Raw genomic sequence first — 18,788 nt, 5'->3', positions numbered from 1 at the left:
GCTGCATTTCTCCCATCTATTTTCGTTTTAATCTCTGTTTACGTCGATTTTTTCCTTCTGCCATCGCCTGTTTTCGGAGATTGGTTGATTCAGTAACAGCTTGCTTTTCTACTCCATGAATCTTCTTTAGTTCTGCTGCCAATGCCGCGATGGTCGGATGGCTGTACATCATGACCACCGGAACCTCTATGCCATAAATTGATTTGATTTGACCGCTCATCTGCAATAAATCAAGGGATGTCGCACCCATTTCAAAGAAATTCTCATTCACATCCGGCTCATGAGGAAAAAAGGAGCTGAGTACATCACTTAAGGATGCTTCTAGACGATCATCTATGATCTGAGATATCTCTTGAGACGGCTCTTCTTCTTGCTGCAGAGAGGTTAAGCGTTGTTTCATTCTCTCTCCCATATCTTGAACGGATACAAGAATTTGCGGATAATCTAGACACAGCACTTCCTGGACGGCCCTTATTCCTTGTTCTGGTGAAATTCCATCCTGTTCCTCGAGCGCCATCATGTCATTGACTTTGGCCGCTAATGCCGAGTCGTGTGCCATGCCGACTTTCTCCCACCGATCCCAATTTAAGGAGATAACCGGCTGCCCTTTCTGCCTTTTTGCATGAGCAAAGCTGTCCAGAAAAGCATTTGAAGCTGCATAAGCCACTTGTCCAGCCGCTCCAAGAAAGGAAACAAGAGAGGAACAAAGTAAAAAGAAGTCGAGCGTTTCATCCTTGAGGGCTTCATTCAGCACATAGGTTCCATTAATTTTTGCCTGACACATACGAATTTCATCGTCTGCTGTTCTTGCTTGAATGATTTTCCCATCTGCCTCTCCTGCCGCGTGAATGACACCATGCAAATGACCAAATGCCGTATGAGCCAGCTGAACCGCTTGCTGCACAGCATCTTTATCTGACACATCACCTTGTACAGCTTGTACATCAGCTCCTAACTCTTCAAGAGTCATCAGCTTTTTCACGATCTCAGCTTCTTTCCCATTCGCATCACGCAGCTCATGCCAGGCAGCGCGTTCACGTATTTGCGAACGGCTCATGATCACAAGTTTTGCTTGATACGTTTCTGCTAAATGTTGAGCTAGTGTGAAGCCAATACCGCCCATACCGCCAGTAATGAGGTAAACGCCATTAGACCTGAAAGGCTGCTTGGACGATCCCTCTTTTCTTAAAGGTGTTCTCGAAGCTTTTCGAATCCATCTGCTGTTCACGCGATACGCAACGACTGCTTCTTGATCGTGCATTGCAATCTCGTATGAAAGGAATAGCGGCCAATTCGCCTTTGTATCCTCACATACATCAATATGCTGACACTCAATATGCTGATATTCTTGAGGAATGGTCAAAGCTAGCCCTGTAAATGTTGCTTGAAGTGGATTGACCTTCTCCATGCCGATCACATCATGTGCTTGGCTTGTCACGAGGTGAAGACGTATGCTTGTGTTATGATACTGACTGATTAGTCTGACGAGATCGAGCACAGATAAGTAGTTTGGCTGATCATCGGTATCTTTCGTCAGTTCATCATGCATCCAGATGATCTCTTCAGGTATAAATCCAGATTGCTGCAATTCAGCCATAACCCACTCTAAGTGTGACAGCATATAAACGTCAGCCTTCAGCAAATGGTCATTTTCTTTCATCGTATGATCACTTTGACATACGCTGATCACTTCTGCATGCCGTTCTTTCAAATAGGCGCCAATATGACCATTTTTTTCAAATACCAAGATGCGTTTTCCTTGATGATGTTGCTCCTTTAGTACAGGTGAAGAGCGCTCCCATACCGGAATGTAAAACCAGTCTTGAAAATCAGCTGATCGTTTCTCCATCTTTTCTGGCGTTAAAGCAGACATCATCTGATCTGCTTTAAACTGCGGTGAAGGGAATATTTGATGCTCAAATGGATACGTTGGCAGTGAAACTCGATATGAGGCCTTTTCTTTTCTGACAGCGCTCCAGTTTAGCTCCACTCCGTAACTCCACAGTTTCCCTATGGCCTTTTCCATATATTCATCATCAGCTGCTTGTTCTTTTGGATGTCTCACCAATGAAACGGCTGCTGCTTTGTTCACATCATAGTGATCATGGCGTCTCACGAATTGAGTTAACGTATGACCTGGCCCCACTTCAATGAAAACCATCTCTCCGAGTCCAAGTAATGTCTCTAATCCTTGACTAAATAAAACAGGCTGCCTGATATGAGATGCCCAGTAATCAGGTGATGCGGCTTGTTCATTCGTTAACCAGCTCCCTGTCACATTCGAAAGGATCGGTACCTCTCCCTGCTGATAGGTAATCTCTGAGAGAACGTTCTTCAACTGTTCGGACGCTTCAGCCATCATACTCGTATGAAAGGCGTGAGAGGTTTTCAATATTTGGACAGAAGCTCCTCTTTTTTCAGCTTGTTTGATATATCCCTGTAACCGATCTGACGGACCGGAAACAACGGATAATTGTGAGCTATTCACAGCAGAAAGCTCGACACCTTCTGGAAGATCATGTTTAATCTCTTCGGCAGGGAGTGACACACCGGCCATTTCACCTGGGGGCATTTTTTGCATCAAACTGCCTCTTTTTAAAACGATACGGATCGCATCTTCAAGATGGATCATACCAGCCACACAGGCAGCCGTGATTTCTCCAATACTATGACCAATGAAATAATGCGGACGTATGCCTAGTCCCATCAGCTTCGACGCAAGCGCATACTCAAAACTAAACAAGATGATTTGTGTATATGACGTTTGCTGCATGAGTTGTTCAGCTTCTATAAACTCTTCTTCGGTTGTGGGATATAACACGTTCTCGATCTCAACACCTGATAAGGATAAAATGATGGCAAAACATTTCTGAAGCGTTTGTTTAAATACAGGGTCTTTCTCATATAAATCCTTGCCCATATTCACATACTGAGCACCTTGTCCAGAGAACATCCAAACGACCGCAGGCTGTTGAAAGGCCTTTTGCGGCTGGCCGGCTGACTGGAATGTGCGGTCAGGACCTGCAAGAAAAGCTTGGCGATAAGGAAAATGTTTTCGTCCCTCTTGCAGCGTAAATGCTGCATCGGATAGTGAGACACTCGTTTGTTCTGTTAAATAAGATGTGATTTGTTCAGCAGACTTTTGTACCGCCTGCTTCGATCTTGCCGAAATCACCATTAGTTCATGACCTCTGTCTGCTGACGGCTTATCGGCGGCGGGTGCCTCTTCCATGATTAGGTGCACATTCGTTCCGCCCACTCCAAATGAGCTGACACCGGCACGAAGTGGGGTCTCTGAGTTCTTCCATGGTACAGGTGTTGTATTCACATAAAATGGGCTTGATTCAAAATCAATTTTCGGATTAGGTTTTTTATAATGAAGGCTTGGCGGCAGCATCTGATGGTACAGACTAAGTGTTGTTTTGATAAAACCTGCAATCCCTGCGGCTGAGTCAAGATGACCAATATTGGTTTTCACAGACCCAATCGCACAAAACTGTTTTTTATCTGTTTGAAAGGCTTGCTTCAGCGACTCAATTTCAACCGGATCTCCAAGAGTCGTCCCTGTGCCATGTGCTTCAATATAAGAAATACTCTCAGCTTCTACACGACTGATGTTGAGCGCTTTTTTAATCACTTCGCTTTGTCCTTCTATGCTTGGCGCTGTGTAGCCAACCTTCCGCCCGCCGTCATTGTTATAGGCTGACCCTTTAATCACGCCATAGATATGGTCCTTATCTTTTAGTGCCTGCTTTAATGATTTGAGCACAACAACTCCACAGCCCTCACCGCCAACAGTTCCTTCCGCCTGTTCATCAAAAGCCCGGCAGTGCCCATCCGGCGACATGATCATGCCCTCTTGATACATGTATCCTTTTTTGTGAGGGGTCGTAATGGTGACGCCGCCTGCGAGTGCCATTTTACATTCTCCAGTAATCAGGGCGCGCGCCGCCATATGAATTGCAGTCAAAGAGGAAGAACAAGCTGTATCAATAGCTACGCTCGGTCCCTTCAAATTCAATTTGTAGGATACCTTTGTGTTCATGAAATCTTTATCCGTTAATTGAACAGCCGCAAATTGTTCAGATGAGTGATTGGATCTCATCAGCATGGAAGCAGCTTGCCAGTATAAATTAGCAGAAGCAGCTCCAAATAAACCGATCGGCTCCTGATACGTTTCAGGGTTATAGCCTGCATCTTCTAGGGATTCCCATGCGACCTCATGAAACATGCGGATTTGCGGGTCCATTACTTCTGCTTCACGCTGTGAATAACCAAAGAAATCTGCATCAAAGTGATCATGCTGATCGACTGCTCCTTTGGCACGTACATATTGATCATGATCTAATGCTTCTTGTTCAACTCCTGCCTCAAGCAGCTCTTCTTTAGAAAAGAACGTAATGGACTCTCTCCCATTTGCAAGGTTGTCCCAGAAGTGATGAATATTTTTCGCTCCCGGAAAACGGCATGCCATCCCAACCACTGCAACCTCTAATCCTGTGAACTTACTCATCTATCATCCCGCCTAACAGTTGTGCGGCACTTTCTAAGTCATCCGCTTCATTTTCTCCATCATCCTCTGTTTGTTGCTCTTGCCCTGATGCTTTGTGTTTTAATTGAGCAGCTATTTGTGAAACCGTCGTATATTGGAACAGCTCCATCACAGTCAGCTCCTGCTGAAATTCCTCTTTCACTCTATTGGACAGCTCAACGATATTAAAAGAGTTCCCGCCTAAATCAAAAAACGGTTCATCTATACGAATCTGTGAAGCAGGGACTTGTAATATAGACGCGAAAATACGAACAAGCTTCTGCTCTGTTTCATTGTGAACTTGAATGGTTACCGGATCTGCTTTGCCTTCCAACTGATCTTCTGGATTCGGCAGTGCTTGAATATCCAATTTCCCTGATAGATTCAGAGGAAATTGCTCTACTTGAATGACATGCCTCGGCACCATATAACCTGGTAATCTTTCACTTAAAGATTGTCGAAGTGCGCGCTGATCTATCACTTGTTTTGCCATGATATATGCGCAAATATATTGGTCCTGATCCTTCGTTTCCTTAGGAATGACAATGACATCTTGGACCAGTCCTTGTATGTTTGGATCATCAAGAAGGGCTCTGCGGATTTCCTCGAGCTCAATTCGATATCCTCTGATTTTCACTTGGCCGTCGTTTCTTTTAGCAAATTCTAATAAACCATCAAACCGCCATCTTGCAAGGTCTCCCGTACCGTATAACATCCCGCTGCTCAGCTCTGTTTTTTTGATAAACTTCTCCTTGTTGAGATCAGGATGATTGATGTACCCACGGCCTACACCAGCACCTGCTATATACAATTCGCCAAAAACACCAATCGGCACCGGCTCACCTTGCTTGTCACATATGAAAATATGCTCATTTGGCATCGGCTGCCCAATAGGGATGACTTGCTCATCCCAGTCATGAGGAATCAAAAAGGATGACGACTGAACCGTACATTCAGTAGGCCCATATGCATTAATCATCATGAGTTTTTCACCTGATACATGCTGTAAAAATTGATCCATCAGCTCTTTTGTGAACACTTCTCCGCCCACAAGCAGCATGTTCAAAGCAGGCAAGTCTTGTTTCGATTGCGCTGCTGCCTTGTTCATCAGCTTTAAATGAGAGGGGGTCACATCTGACAGCTGAATGTGGTTGTCTCGATAAAATGACCATAACGCATGCCCATCCATACGGACTTCATCTTTGGCAATATGCAGCGTATGCCCTAGCAGCAATGCCGGGAACAAGGTTTGAACAGATGCATCAAAAATATGAGAAGCGAGCATCCCTACTTGCAAATCACCAGGGAGTAGATCAAAAAAGCGTGTTTTCATTCCGTATACCAAATTAATAACATGACGATGTTCAATAACGACCCCTTTTGGATGCCCAGTCGTACCCGATGTATACAAGACATACGCCATGTCCGAAGGCGAAATAGACCAAGTGAGTTTCTCTGTAATTGGGGATTCTTGAAGCATGTCTTGAATAACATGAACCTCGACATCCAAACCTTCGTGTCCGTCTTCGTCCGATACTATGGCTGTAGCGCCGCTGTTTTTGAGCATATACCGAATTCTTTCAATCGGCAGATGGACATCAATCGGTAAGTAAGCATAGCCAGCCTTTAAAATGCCAAGAATGGCAATGACCAGTTCAGCAGACCGATTCATTCTGAGACCAACTGGAGTCTCACGTGTCATCTGACTTTGAGACAGTCTAAGCGCAATGCGATCCGATAAATCATCAACCTCTTCATATGTATAGGAGGTGGTGCCAAACACAACGGCCGTTCGTGCTGAATGCAATTGGACTTGCTGTTGAAATAATGACACAATATCACGATCCACTGGATAAGCGAGCGACTCACCTTGAAACGAATCAAACAGCTGACTTTTCTCGATATCAGATAAAAATGAGTGTGTGCTCATCGCTTGTTCAGGCGTTTTAAGAAATTGCTCTGTGAGTGTCATGAAATGTCTAGAGAACTGTTCCATCATTTGATCTTCATAAATGGAAGCATCCCAGTGAACTTCAGCATGAAGGTGATCTTGTTCTTTCTTCCAAACAATGAGCACATCCGCGTGCAGCTGCTCTCGATCCGTATGCCCATGCAATGTCTCAAACGCACATGCCAGATTGACACGCTTCTTGTCATCTCCTACTGAATGCCAAAGCTCATCCATTAAAATATGAACAGGATAGTTTTGATGACGCACTGCCTCCTGAAACGATTGTTTCACTGCGTCTAACCCTGCGCTAAAGCTCATATGAGGATCAATCTCTGCCTTAAGCGGCAACATATGATTAATAGTGGATTGATCGGCGGACTGTTCCATTGTAGGAACAGTCACCATCAACTCAGTTTTTCCGCTATAACGCTGAAGCAAGCCAAAAGCGGCTGTGGTCAGCACGATAAACAATCGCAAATCAGAATCTCCACATAATTGCTTTAACGAATGGTTTACAGCCATCGGGAAGGACGAATGAAGCGATCGGTTCATAGCAGCAGGCTTGGCTTGTGAAACCGTATGAGGAATGCGGCCATCCAGCTGAACATCTGATAAAATAGATGTCCAGTAGGCTCTTTCCCTCACCCTTTCCTTCGCCGCTGCTTTCAGTTGAAAATCATCATGTTCAATCACTCTTCCATTCACCTCTTTACTTATATTTTTAAGTCATCTAATTCGAAAAGAGATACGTCGTCTAATTGCTTGAATGAAGAAGTCAGTTCAATTTCCTCTATTCTCACCGGATCTACTGAAACAGCCCGCATGATGTCTTTCAGCAAACCTGCAATCCGCTCTATGGTTTCCTCTGTGAAAAGCTCAGTATTATATTCAATCGTTGAAGAAAGACCGTCTTCCTGTTCATACGCAATCCAGAGTAAATCAAATCGCGACGTTCCTGTCTCGTACGGATAATCACTAAAGGTTAAACCGCCAACTTTCAGTTCTGGCTGATTCATATTTTGCAAGGCGAACACAGCATCAAACAATAGATTCCGGCTGACACTCCGGCTCAGCTGGAGGTCTTGCACCATTTGTTCATATTGATATTCTTGATGACCGAAATCATCGATCACATGCGCCTTTACATCCTGAAGGAATTGCTGATAAGTCAGCTCTGCTTTAGGATATAAACGAAGTGGCAGCATATTGACAAAGATACCAATGACTTGCTGCAGCTCCTCTTGTTTTCTACCTGCTACCGGAACCCCAACCGTGATATCTGATTGTCCGCTTAATTTATGAAGCAAAATCTGATACAGACTTAACAGACCCATAAACAATGTTGCGTCTTCCTTTAAAATCACCTGCTTAAACGCGTTCAGCTCCGCTTCTTCTATACGGAACGTATAATGTCCGCCGCGGAATTGTCTCACCTCTGGCCGATCGAAATCTGTTGGCAGATCAAGCAGCGGGGCACCTTCTAACCGGTTTTTCCAGTAATCACTCGATTCTTTCAATGCTTCAGACGCAAGTATGTCATTTTGCCATTCTGAAAAATCTTTATATTGCAAAGCGAGAGGCTCAAGCGTCCTGCCGTCGTATAACTGCATAAAGTCGTTGACCAAAATATCTTGAGAAAGACCATCCGAGATAATGTGATGCATGTCCAGCATGAGCACGAATTCCTCTTCTGCCAGCTTCATCACACCAACTCTCATCAATGGAGCCTCACTTAACGTAAAGGCAGTCAAAAATTGTTCAATCACTTGTTTTTGATCTTCCTCAGATCCTTGTGTCGATCCCTCTGTGAGGTCAAACAACGTGACTGCAAATGGTACCTCTTCTTCAATCTTTTGATAAGGGACGCCATTCTCTAGTACAAACGCTGTCCGCAAACTTTCGTGTCTCTTTATAAGCTGCTGAAATGCCCATTCCAACCTGTTGATATCGAGCCTTCCTTTAATTCGTCCTGCTTTAAATTCGTTGTATCCTGTGCTGCTTACATCCATTTGCTGCATGAGATACAACCGTTTTTGCGCAGACGACAGAGGATAATGCTCCTTCATTTCGGCTTTTTCAATCGCATGATAAGCAGCAGTGTCTGCTTGGTCGATGTATTCTGCCATTAATCGGATCGTTGGTATTTGGAAGAATTGTGGAAGCGTCAGCTCTACACTGAATGCGCGATGAATGATGCCAATGAAAGTAATCGCCTTTAGAGAATCTCCACCCATTTCAAAGAAATGATCATCTATGCCAATTTCATCAATTTTAAAGAAAGCTTGCCAATGCTGACTTAATTCCTTCTCTAGCTCCGTTTCAGGTGCAACATAATTCGTTGACAGCGCTGGCCGAGAATATAAGTTTCCATCTTGTGCATGCTCTCCGGCACTCTCTTCCTCACGGGATAAACGGTCTACATATCGGTGAATTCGATCATGTAAAGACGTTGTTGAAATAACCATTTGTTCCACTTGATCCAGTGAAAGCAATCGTTCAAAGATCCTTCTTCCTTCTTTTTCTGTAATTAACGTTTCGGTGACATCATCTCCGATAGGGAGATCAAGCTGCTTCCCCTGCTCAAATTCCCAGCCGTCAAAGCTAATGACAGACCACTGCATTTCTGAACGAAGATTTCGTTCATACACGTACGCATCGATGAAATGATTCACAGCTGTATAGGCTGTGAAACCGAGTCCGCCTAAGATCGGTGACAAAGATGACAGTACAAAACAGAAATCAAGTGATCGGTCACCTAAGGCGGCATCAAGATGAAGTACACCATTCATCTTCGCTTCAAAGTGGGATTCTGAGAATGTGACATCTGTTTGCTCCATCACTCTGAAGGATTGATCACCCGTCACTCCAGCTGCATAGATCACACCGTCAATCTGTCCGTAGGCCGCATCCACCGTGTTGATCAATTGCTGGATATCTTCCCTGTGGCGAACATCTACTTTCTTTATGAGAACTTCTGCACCAGCCTCTTCAAGTGCCATTACCTTTTGTATTTTTTTCTTAGTTGGATCCTGTTCATCGTGCGTAGCAAGCCACTCTTGCCACTTGCTTCTATCAGGCAGTCCAGACCTGCTCGTTAAGATCAACGTTCCCTTCGTTTGCTCGGTCAAAGACTGTGCAATATTCAATCCAATAAACCCAAGACCGCCAATTAAAATGTATACACCATCTTTTTTAGCCAACTGAGTATGTCCTGTTTCGGGAACTATAGCTTTGGCATACTTTTTCACATATCGCTTATTTCTTCGATAGACCGTGAGAAGCTGTCCAGATGTTCGATCTAACTCATCGCTAATTTGTTTCAGCAACCTCTTTTCCTGCACCCCATTTGCCACCGGGCGATCGACATCAAGAATGCGGTAACGCAAGTTCGGTGTTTCTTGTGAAATAACCATGGCAGGTCCAAGATGGATTGCTTTTTCAGGATAAAGGATAGACTCACCGCCAACGGCATACGTCAATGAGGAAAGAACTGTAATGGATACTTTTTGGTCCAAAACAGATTTTTTCAAAGCCTGTCCGATATAAAGCAAGGAGTAATAAGCATCTTGCTGCGTTTGTTTCACCCATTCTTCTTCCGATTGAGACGGCTGTCGTTCTGAAAGCCCCCATAGATGACAAACTTCTGACACGTTGATTTGGTCATCTGCCAGATTTGATATGAGCTTTTCATAATCAGATGGCTTATGTGACCGAATGGTGTAGCTTTTTTCATCATGCTTCGTAAATTCATTTCCTTTCTGAACCACTACGAACTTGTTCCGTTTCGTCAGAAGCTCGGCTGCAACCTTCTCTCCGAAGGCAGATGAATCCGCAAACAAAAGCAAGGCTCCAAAAGAGGAATCATCTGATGACACATAAGGGGAAAGGTCCGCCTCCCAATAAGGGGTATAGAACCATTCATCCATTTGCTCCTTTCGTCCAGACTGCTTAGGTTTATCGCGTTTTACACGGTCTGATGCATCATACCAATAGGAGGTTTGATCAAACGCATACGTTGGCAGCGGCATTTTCTGCGGCTGACGGTTTAGATGGAACCTGTTCCAGTCGATGGTTATTCCGTGTGTCCAGAGACGTCCAATCTGTCCAAGTAAAAATTCAGTATCCGTCACATCTTGTTTTGCATGTCTGAGCACATGACATACATGCTGATTCATGCCGTTCAGTGACCGGTTGACCATCACGCTTAAATCTTGACCCGGTCCAATCTCAATTAATTGAATATTGTTCTGCTGTAAAATATTTGTGATGCCTTCAGCAAAACGAACCGTATCGGTCATATGCCTTTTCCAATAGGACATATCCTGAGCACTCGTATTTGTCATCCAGTCTCCTGTCAAATTCGAAATGAATGGAATACGTAGCTGCTTGGCTTTAATATCCTTTAATTTTTCACCAAATTGCTCCGCTGCTTCCTTCATGACATGTGAGTGAGCAGCAATGGTTCCACCTAATCGCATACACATCAATCTGTTATTCTTCAGCTCTTGTTCAAATTCACTTATCGCTGCTTCAAGACCTGACACGATACATGAGGAATCATTGACAACAGCGAGAGAAATATCTTTTGGAAGCATCGGTTTTAACTCTGCTTCAGGTAATGGAACACTCATCATGATGCCAGCTGGCGACGACTGCATCGCATCCGCCCGGCAGGCGACCATCGACATCGCTTCCTTTAAGTTGAAAAGGCCTGATATAGCGGCTGCCGTTAATTCGCCAAAGCTATAGCCGATCATTGCATCAGGACGAATCCCCCATTCAATGAAGAGCATGGAAAGGGCATATTCAATGGCAAAAATGGCTGGCTGTGCATATTGAGTGCTTGCCAATTTTTCGCGTGCCTTTTCTGTTTCAGCCGCTAATGGATAAAGAATGCGGGCAAGACTTTGCCCTGTTGCTTCTTCATATGCTTGAAAACAAGCATCCATTTGCTTCTTAAAGTACGGCTCCTCCCGGTACAAATCTAATCCCATATTGAGGTATTGATTGCCTTGTCCAGAAAACATAAAAATAATCTTTTGTTTCTCCACATGTGAATGCATGAGCTTCCCAATACCCTTGCCTTGCTTTTCTGTTAATACACGCAATGCATCTTCTCTGCTGGCCGCAACAAAGGCTTGACGGAATCCAAAGGACTGCCTGCCTGTTTGCAAGGTATAAGCTGCGTCTGCCAAATTGAGAGAAGGCGTGTTTTCCAACTGATTCACAAGGTTGTCTTTCATTCGTTCCAAACTCGTTTTGCTCTTTGCTGAAAGGACAAGCAGCTCAGCCGAACGAGGCATTTGCTGACGATCCCTTTGCGGCGCTTCTTCTAATATGACATGCGCATTGGTTCCGCCCATTCCAAATGAGCTCACACCAGCCCTCCGCAAATGTGATACTGGCTGCTTCCAGTCGGTCAGCTCAGTGTTTACAAAGAAAGGACTATGCTCAAATGCAATGTTTTCATTGGCTTTTTTGAAGTGAAGACTAGGCACAAATGTGTGATGCTGAAGAGAAAGCACAGCTTTAATCAAGCCAGCTGCTCCTGCCGCTGCATCCAAATGTCCAATATTTGATTTCACAGACCCAATGCGGCAAAATTGTTTTTTGTCTGTGTCGAAAGCTTTTGTGAGCGCCTCTATTTCAATCGGATCTCCAAGTGACGTTCCAGTTCCGTGTGTTTCTATATATTCAATCGTATCTGGTGAAACATCTGCTTGATGTAAGGCATCCTGGATGACCCTTGTCTGACCTTCAACACTTGGAGCATTGAAGCCAACCTTTTGATCACCATCATTGTTGATGGCAGAGCCCTTAATGACCGCATAAATATGGTCACCATCTTCTATGGCTTCACTAAGTGCTTTTAAAGCAACAAGACCCACACCATCTCCGCCAACAGTTCCATCTGCTTGATCGTCAAAGGCACGACAATGACCATCGCTTGATTTCACCATGTTCTGCTGATAAATGTAGCCTGATTTCACTGGGTGTAAAATCGACACGCCTCCCGCAAGCGCTACATCTGAATCACCATTTGCAATGGATTGACAGGCCAAATGCAAGGCGACCAAAGAAGTCGAACAAGCGGTTTGCAATGTAAGCGCTGGTCCTTTCAAATTCAATTTATGGGCAATTCTTGTACTCACGGTATACGTATCATTGAGCGAGCCCACTTCAAACAGCTCTGACATGCTGCTATCAAGCGAAGATGCAAAACGCTGAATCCATTGAAAGTTGGATGTGGACCCAGTAAACAAACCGACCTTACCTTGATAATCTTCCTGCACATACCCCGCATCTTCCAGCGCCTTATAGGCGTATTCATGCAGCAGCCGTATTTGAGGATCCATCATTTCTGCCTGACCTGGTGAATAGCCGAAGAAGGATGCATCAAATAAATCAGGTCCATCAATCACACCTTTTGCTCTTACATAATCGGAACGCTCAAAGGTTTGGCGGTCAATTCCAGCCTCTAGCAATTCTTCATCGGAAAAGAATGAAATCGATTCTTCTCCATTCTTCAAATTTCGCCAAAATGCCTCAACATTTTCTGCACCAGGGAATTTACCTGCCATTCCAATAATCGCAATCGGCTCGTTGGCTTTTCTTTTCTTTTGGTTCGCAGGCTGTGTGCCAGATCCCTTCTGCTCTGTTGCACCGCTTAAATATGCAGCTAGCTCTCTAATCGTTGGACGGCGGAACATTTCGACCATTGGAATGCTTTGATTCAATTGCTTAGCGAGCTGTTGATTGACATGAATCAGGTTTAGAGAATGCCCGCCAATGTCAAAGAATTTGTCATGAACACTTACCTCATCTAAGCCGAGGACTTTTTTCCAGATGTCTTGAATGACTTTCTCAGTATCAGAAAGATTGTCAGAGCCCGCCTGCTTTTTCATTTGTTGCCCCTGTTTCAAAGCAGGTAAAGCCCGTTTATCTAATTTGCCGTTGGCAGTCAGCGGCATATCATCCAATTGAACAAAGTGAGTTGGAATCATATAATCTGGCAGCTGATCGGCTAGTGCTTGTTTCATTGCAGCTTGATCGAGTATGGCTGTCGTGACAACATATGCGGCTAAACATGGTGTACCAGAAACATCTGGCTTTACAGCAACAGCTGCTGCTTTGACCCCTGGCTGTTCATTCAGCCAAAATTCAATCTCACCTGTTTCAATACGATAGCCTCTCAGCTTCACTTGATCATCATTTCGGCCTAAAAACTGAATGAGCCCATTAGGCAGAATGCGGGCAGCATCACCTGTTTTATAAATTTTTTCACCTGGCTGGAAAGGATGATCGACAAACCGCTCTTCGGTCAGTTCTGGACGATTCAAATACCCTTTTGCAACACCTTTCCCCCCAATATATAATTCACCAATGGTTCCTTCCGGCATAAGATTCATATGTCTGTCAAAAAGAAGAATATCTGTATGCTGTGCAGGTTTTCCGATCGGTACATACACGTCTTGATCAAGGTCCTGGTCATATCGATGAATCATGCAGCCAACCACTGTTTCAGTTGGTCCATATTCATTCACAATTTCTATAGGCTGCGGGAATGACTGCTGAATGGATTTCGCTAAAGATGTTTCCAACTGTTCTCCGCCTAAAATAAAACATTTCATTTGGCTTTCCGGGAAAGACAGGTGCTTAATAAACTGTAAATGAGATGGTGTTAGTTTCATCACATGTACGCGATTATCTTTTATGATATCTTCGACAAGTAGCTGCCGGTTTTCATGGTGATAAATCATGATGGTATTTCCTGAAATGAGCGGTGTGAAAATTGAAGTAACTGTCAGGTCAAATGACAATGATGTGTACAAAGCAAAATGCCTTGTTTCTCCTCGAACATATACTTGTTTCGCCCAATCAATATAGTTGGCTAAACCAAGATGATGAATGAGTACACCTTTAGGTCTTCCTGTCGTTCCTGATGTATAAATGCAGTAGGCTGTTTGGTCTGAGGTGATGGCTTCTGCCAAGTTATCTGATGATCCGGTATATAGATCCGGCTGTGTGATATCAATTTTTTCTCCGTTATAGGCATAGGTGAGTCCTTTAATCGGATGAGTTAGGAGCCATTCTACTCCGCTGTCTTCTAGTAAATACTCTATTCGTTCCTGCGGGTATTCAGGATCAATTGGCACGTAAGCCCCGCCAGCTTTTAAAATAGCTAAGCATGCTATCACCATTTCAATGGAATGCTCTGCTAAAATGCCGACACGCTGCTCCTGTTTGACCCCTTTATTTTGTAAATAGCGTGCGAGCTGATTCACTCTCTTGTTGAGTTGTTCATATGTAACCGTCGTACCGCCAAACTCAACTGCGGCTGCCGTTGGCGTTCGCTCCACTTGCTCTTCAAATAGGTCAATCACCGTTGGTTCATTGATAGACGTTGCCCCGCCATATTGCTGAAAAACTGTTAACTGCTTTTCTATCTCTTCTTCTGATAGCAGCTGTAACTGAGCAGCAGATTTTTGTGGGTGAGCACAAGCATCAGACAGGAGATGAAGAAAATGCTGACACCACTTTTCAATTTGTTCAGCAGAAAAGCTGACGGGGTTATACACCAATGAAAAATGCAGCTGTTCATCAAACGCCTGTACACTAAGCGTGAGATCGAATTCCGTCTGTTCTTTCATCTCAAATCTGCGAATACGCACAGGCTGATCGCTTTTCGTGAGCATTCGATCTAGTGGATAGTTTTCAATGACGACGATTGAATCAAATAATGATTGCTCAGCCGTCATTCCTGCATATTTCTTTAAGTCGGATAGCGGAGTATGTTCATATTCATTTCTCACTGCGATTTCCCGGCTCACTTCCTGCATCTGTTCAACAATCGGCCGTTCCTGTTCGAATGAGACACGCAGCGGTAATGTGTTAATAAACAAACCTGTCATCTTTTCAATTTGAGGAACATCCGCATTTCTTCCTGATACTGTTGTTCCAAAGACAATATCATCTTGGTTGGCGTACTTAGATAGCAAAACTCCCCACAGCGTATACATGACAGATGCCAATGTCACATCATGTTGATTCGTAAATTTGCTTAGCCTCTCCGCAATAGAAGCATCCACTTGATGTTCATATTGATGAAAAGCACCTGAATCTTCATATGCGCCGCCTGACTTTGGAAGCAGTTCTGCATAACTCCAGCCATCGAAAACATTTTTCCAGTAGACAGCTTGTGCTTCTGTCTGTTGAAGATTTTGCTGCTGCCATTTAACAAATGATTGATAGGACGGTCTTTTTTCAAGAAGAGGTTTGTCTTCATTTGATAAGCGCTCATATGCATTCATCCAATCACTTAATACAATCCCAAGACTCCACCCGTCCAATAAAATGTGATGAAAGCTAATGAGAACCCAGCTGACTTCTTCATTTACTTCACATAATGTCAAGCGAAATGGAACTTCCTGTAGATCAAATCGTTCCTCTCGATCCTTTGCTGTTATTTCCTCTTTCAGCAAATGAAGAGGCTCCTCAGCTTGGGTCAAATCACGGTATCGAATGTCAGGCTGATGCTGCTTCAGCACAATTTGTACTGGCCTTGCGAGTTCCTGCCATCTAAACAATGTTCTAAGCATTTCATGCTGTTTGGTGACATGCGTCCATGAATGTGCAAAGAGATCTCGATCAACCGGCCCGTCTATTTGGATCAGCAGTTGTTCAAAATAAGCCGTTCCGTCCGGTTGCATTAAATGATGAAAAAGCAGTCCTTCTTGGATCGTAGTGATACCTAACATATTTTCAATGTTCTGTTTATCCAGCTTCTTCGGCTGTAATGCCATGGGATCATCTCCTTTCTTTCTAAGAATGTTTCACGAAATAATGGCGTAAACCATAGTTAGCAATGACCTGCTGCTGAATTTGCGAAGTCCCTTCAATAATTTCAAGTACCTTCGCTTCACGATATAATCTTGAAGCTGAGTTTTCCCGGCTAAATCCACTCCCACCATGGATTTGGACATTTGTATTTGTAATGTCGACAGCAATTTTGGAGGTAAAATATTTTGCAATGGATGTTTCTGTGATTGCATCAGGATGATTCGCTTCTCGCATTTCTCCAGCCTTTAGGCATAAAGCTCTCGCTGCATGGAGCTGAGTGACTGCATCTCCGATCATTCCTTTGATCATTTGATGCTTGTACAGTTTTTCATTAAACTGAGTTCTTTTGCGCGAATACGTAACGAGAGAATCAACGGCTTCTTGTGCAATGGCAAGCCCTGCCCAGGCAACACTGTATCGTCCATGGTCTAAAGCCAGAGACACTACGTGGTTAAAACCGCCCCCAACTGGCCCTAAGACACAGTCTTCGTGTACCTGCACATGATCAAGAGTGATTTCTGCTAAATAAGACGCTCGATTTGCCATCATTCCAGTAATTCTCTCAATCTCTACACCCGTCTGATCTCGATCGACAAGGAATGCCGTGACTTGTTCGCCGTCTCGTGCAATCACAATAAAGAAATCTGCAATCGCTCCGAAGGAAATCCACTTTTTCTTTCCATTTAATACATAGGACTGTCCTTTTTTTTGATAGCTAGTTTCAACATGATTGGCATCTGAGCCAATATTCGGCTCTGACAAAGCAAAGGCACCGATTTTTTCCCCTTTAGCTAATTCAACGAGCCAGCCTTGTTTTTGTTCTTCTGTTCCATAACGAAGAATGGCTTCCCCTACGAGTGAATTCACTGTTAATAATGTCCGTACGTTACAGCAAGCTTTCCCCACTTGTTCCGTGAATTGTCCATATGCAATCGGATCAAGCCCCAATCCTTGATAGGAGGATGGGATACCTGCCGCCAAATAGCCTCTTTTCGCCATATCTCGAATCAGCGACTCCGGCAAATGTTCTGTCTCATCGAATTCATTGGCAAATGGACGGATATGTTCATTGCAATATTGTCGTATTTCTTCAATAGCATCGATTGTTTGTTCAGCTGTTTTCATGAAGAGCCGCCCCCTGTTGTTTTTTCTCAATTAAGGCGACAATACGGTTGACCGTACTAAAATTAGCAATGTCGAGGTCTTCATTGTCTAATTGGAAGTGAAAGTCATGTTCAATATAGTTCACTAGTTTCATCGCAAATAGTGAATTGACAAAGCCTTGTTCAAAAATATGATCATCATTTCCAAGCTCCATTTCCTCATCAAATACCACTAGGTTTTGCTCGATATATGCTCTTACTTGTTCGTGTAGGTTCATCATTCAATCTCCTCGCTTTTCGCTTTTTTATTTGGCAGGGTCCTTCTGCTTTATCTCAATGTTGACATCTACGTATTCTGGGAAAGGCTGAATCATGCTTAAATCGTTTTCGAACAAAATATAGCCATCTTCCCCATTCTCGATTTCTTTGAAATTCGCAAACTTATAAGTGATATACATCATGCGGTTTCGATCGGTTTGTTTAAAATCAGCTACAAGCCGTTTTCCTCTCTTTTTTGCCTCTTGCAAAATCGTTGTCAGTAAAATGGTCCCGACTCCACGTGACATAACACGGCAAGACATAAGCAGTAGTTTGACATGCCATGTATCACCTGTTTCTTCTATTAAAGAGAGTCCTATTTTTCCATATGAACCGAATTTATCTTCAAGTTCACAGACGAGAAGCAAGTGATTGTCTGATTGACGGAAATAATCAAGCTCTGCATAATCGTAGGTTTTCCCGCTTGCATTTAATTGATTGGTTCGAACGGTAAGTTCTTCGGCTCGCTGGAGATCTTGTTCTCCTGCTTCTGATATAACGAATTTCATATTTAAAGAGGCCAAAAATTTTTCAGGCGGCCCTTCATATTTCTCTTCTTCCTGCTGCCTTTGATCTGCTTCCATGTACATTTCTCTGCGCCGTTTTGCATCCTCTGTGATAAAAGCTGGTCGCAGTCGATCATCTGTGAGCAATGTCATATAATCCACCGCATCCCAGCAAGTAATCTCTGGATGAACTGCCTTCACTTCTTCTCGTTCAAATGGCTGATCATCGATAAAGAGAATGGTATCTTTATGAATATTTAAACGCTCACTGATTCTCTCTAATGAACTAGATTTGGCATTCCAATGAATCTCTGGATAGAGAAAGAAATGTTCGATCCCAAAGGCGGAGAGCTTTTCCCTCACAGCAGCTTCATCATTCCGGCTTGCAATGGATAAAAGGATCCCGCGCTCATCTAGCTCTGTTAGCACTTCCTTCATCGATGGCTTTAACGTCACTTCATCTGATTCAAGTAAAATTCCATCCCATAATGTATGATCTAAATCCCAGACAACACACTTGATTTGTTTAGCCATTTGTT

6 protein-coding genes are annotated in these 18,788 nt (G+C 43.7%); all 6 read right to left on the bottom strand.

The window, feature by feature from the left end; translation table 11 throughout:
• Positions 1–16: 16 nt before the first annotated feature.
• From H7F25_RS01785 to H7F25_RS01760, 6 genes are read right to left on the bottom strand one after another with little or no spacing between them, the layout of a single operon-like run.
• Positions 17–4,513: a type I polyketide synthase gene (locus tag H7F25_RS01785; RefSeq protein ID WP_185854160.1), complete on the bottom strand. Its 4,497-nt coding sequence runs from the start codon at positions 4,511–4,513 to the stop codon at positions 17–19.
• Positions 4,506–7,175 (bottom strand): non-ribosomal peptide synthetase, encoded by a 2,670-nt coding sequence (locus tag H7F25_RS01780; RefSeq protein ID WP_185854159.1) that lies wholly within the window; start codon positions 7,173–7,175, stop codon positions 4,506–4,508. The genes H7F25_RS01785 and H7F25_RS01780 overlap by 8 nt, the downstream gene beginning before the upstream one ends.
• A 20-nt stretch (positions 7,176–7,195) precedes the next feature.
• A complete protein-coding gene (locus H7F25_RS01775) occupies positions 7,196–16,285 on the bottom strand; it encodes a non-ribosomal peptide synthetase/type I polyketide synthase (RefSeq protein ID WP_185854158.1) in 9,090 nt (3,029 codons plus the stop codon).
• A 19-nt stretch (positions 16,286–16,304) separates the two neighbouring features.
• The gene (locus H7F25_RS01770) at positions 16,305–17,447 is read right to left on the bottom strand and encodes an acyl-CoA dehydrogenase family protein (protein WP_103132282.1); all 1,143 of its coding nucleotides are present in this window, start codon (positions 17,445–17,447) and stop codon (positions 16,305–16,307) included.
• Positions 17,434–17,703: an acyl carrier protein gene (locus H7F25_RS01765; protein ID WP_024424539.1), complete on the bottom strand. Its 270-nt coding sequence runs from the start codon at positions 17,701–17,703 to the stop codon at positions 17,434–17,436. The genes H7F25_RS01770 and H7F25_RS01765 overlap by 14 nt, the downstream gene beginning before the upstream one ends.
• A gap of 27 nt (positions 17,704–17,730) precedes the next feature.
• Complete coding sequence (locus tag H7F25_RS01760; protein ID WP_025092642.1) at positions 17,731–18,783, bottom strand: HAD-IIIC family phosphatase; 1,053 nt, start codon at positions 18,781–18,783, stop codon at positions 17,731–17,733.
• Positions 18,784–18,788 lie beyond the last annotated feature (5 nt).

It is taken from the genome of Bacillus sp. PAMC28571 (assembly GCF_014250435.1).
GTDB lineage: Bacteria > Bacillota > Bacilli > Bacillales > Bacillaceae > Bacillus > Bacillus safensis.
The sequence above is the reverse complement of the archived record's forward strand: the minus strand, read 5'-3'. Positions and strand labels throughout refer to the sequence as shown.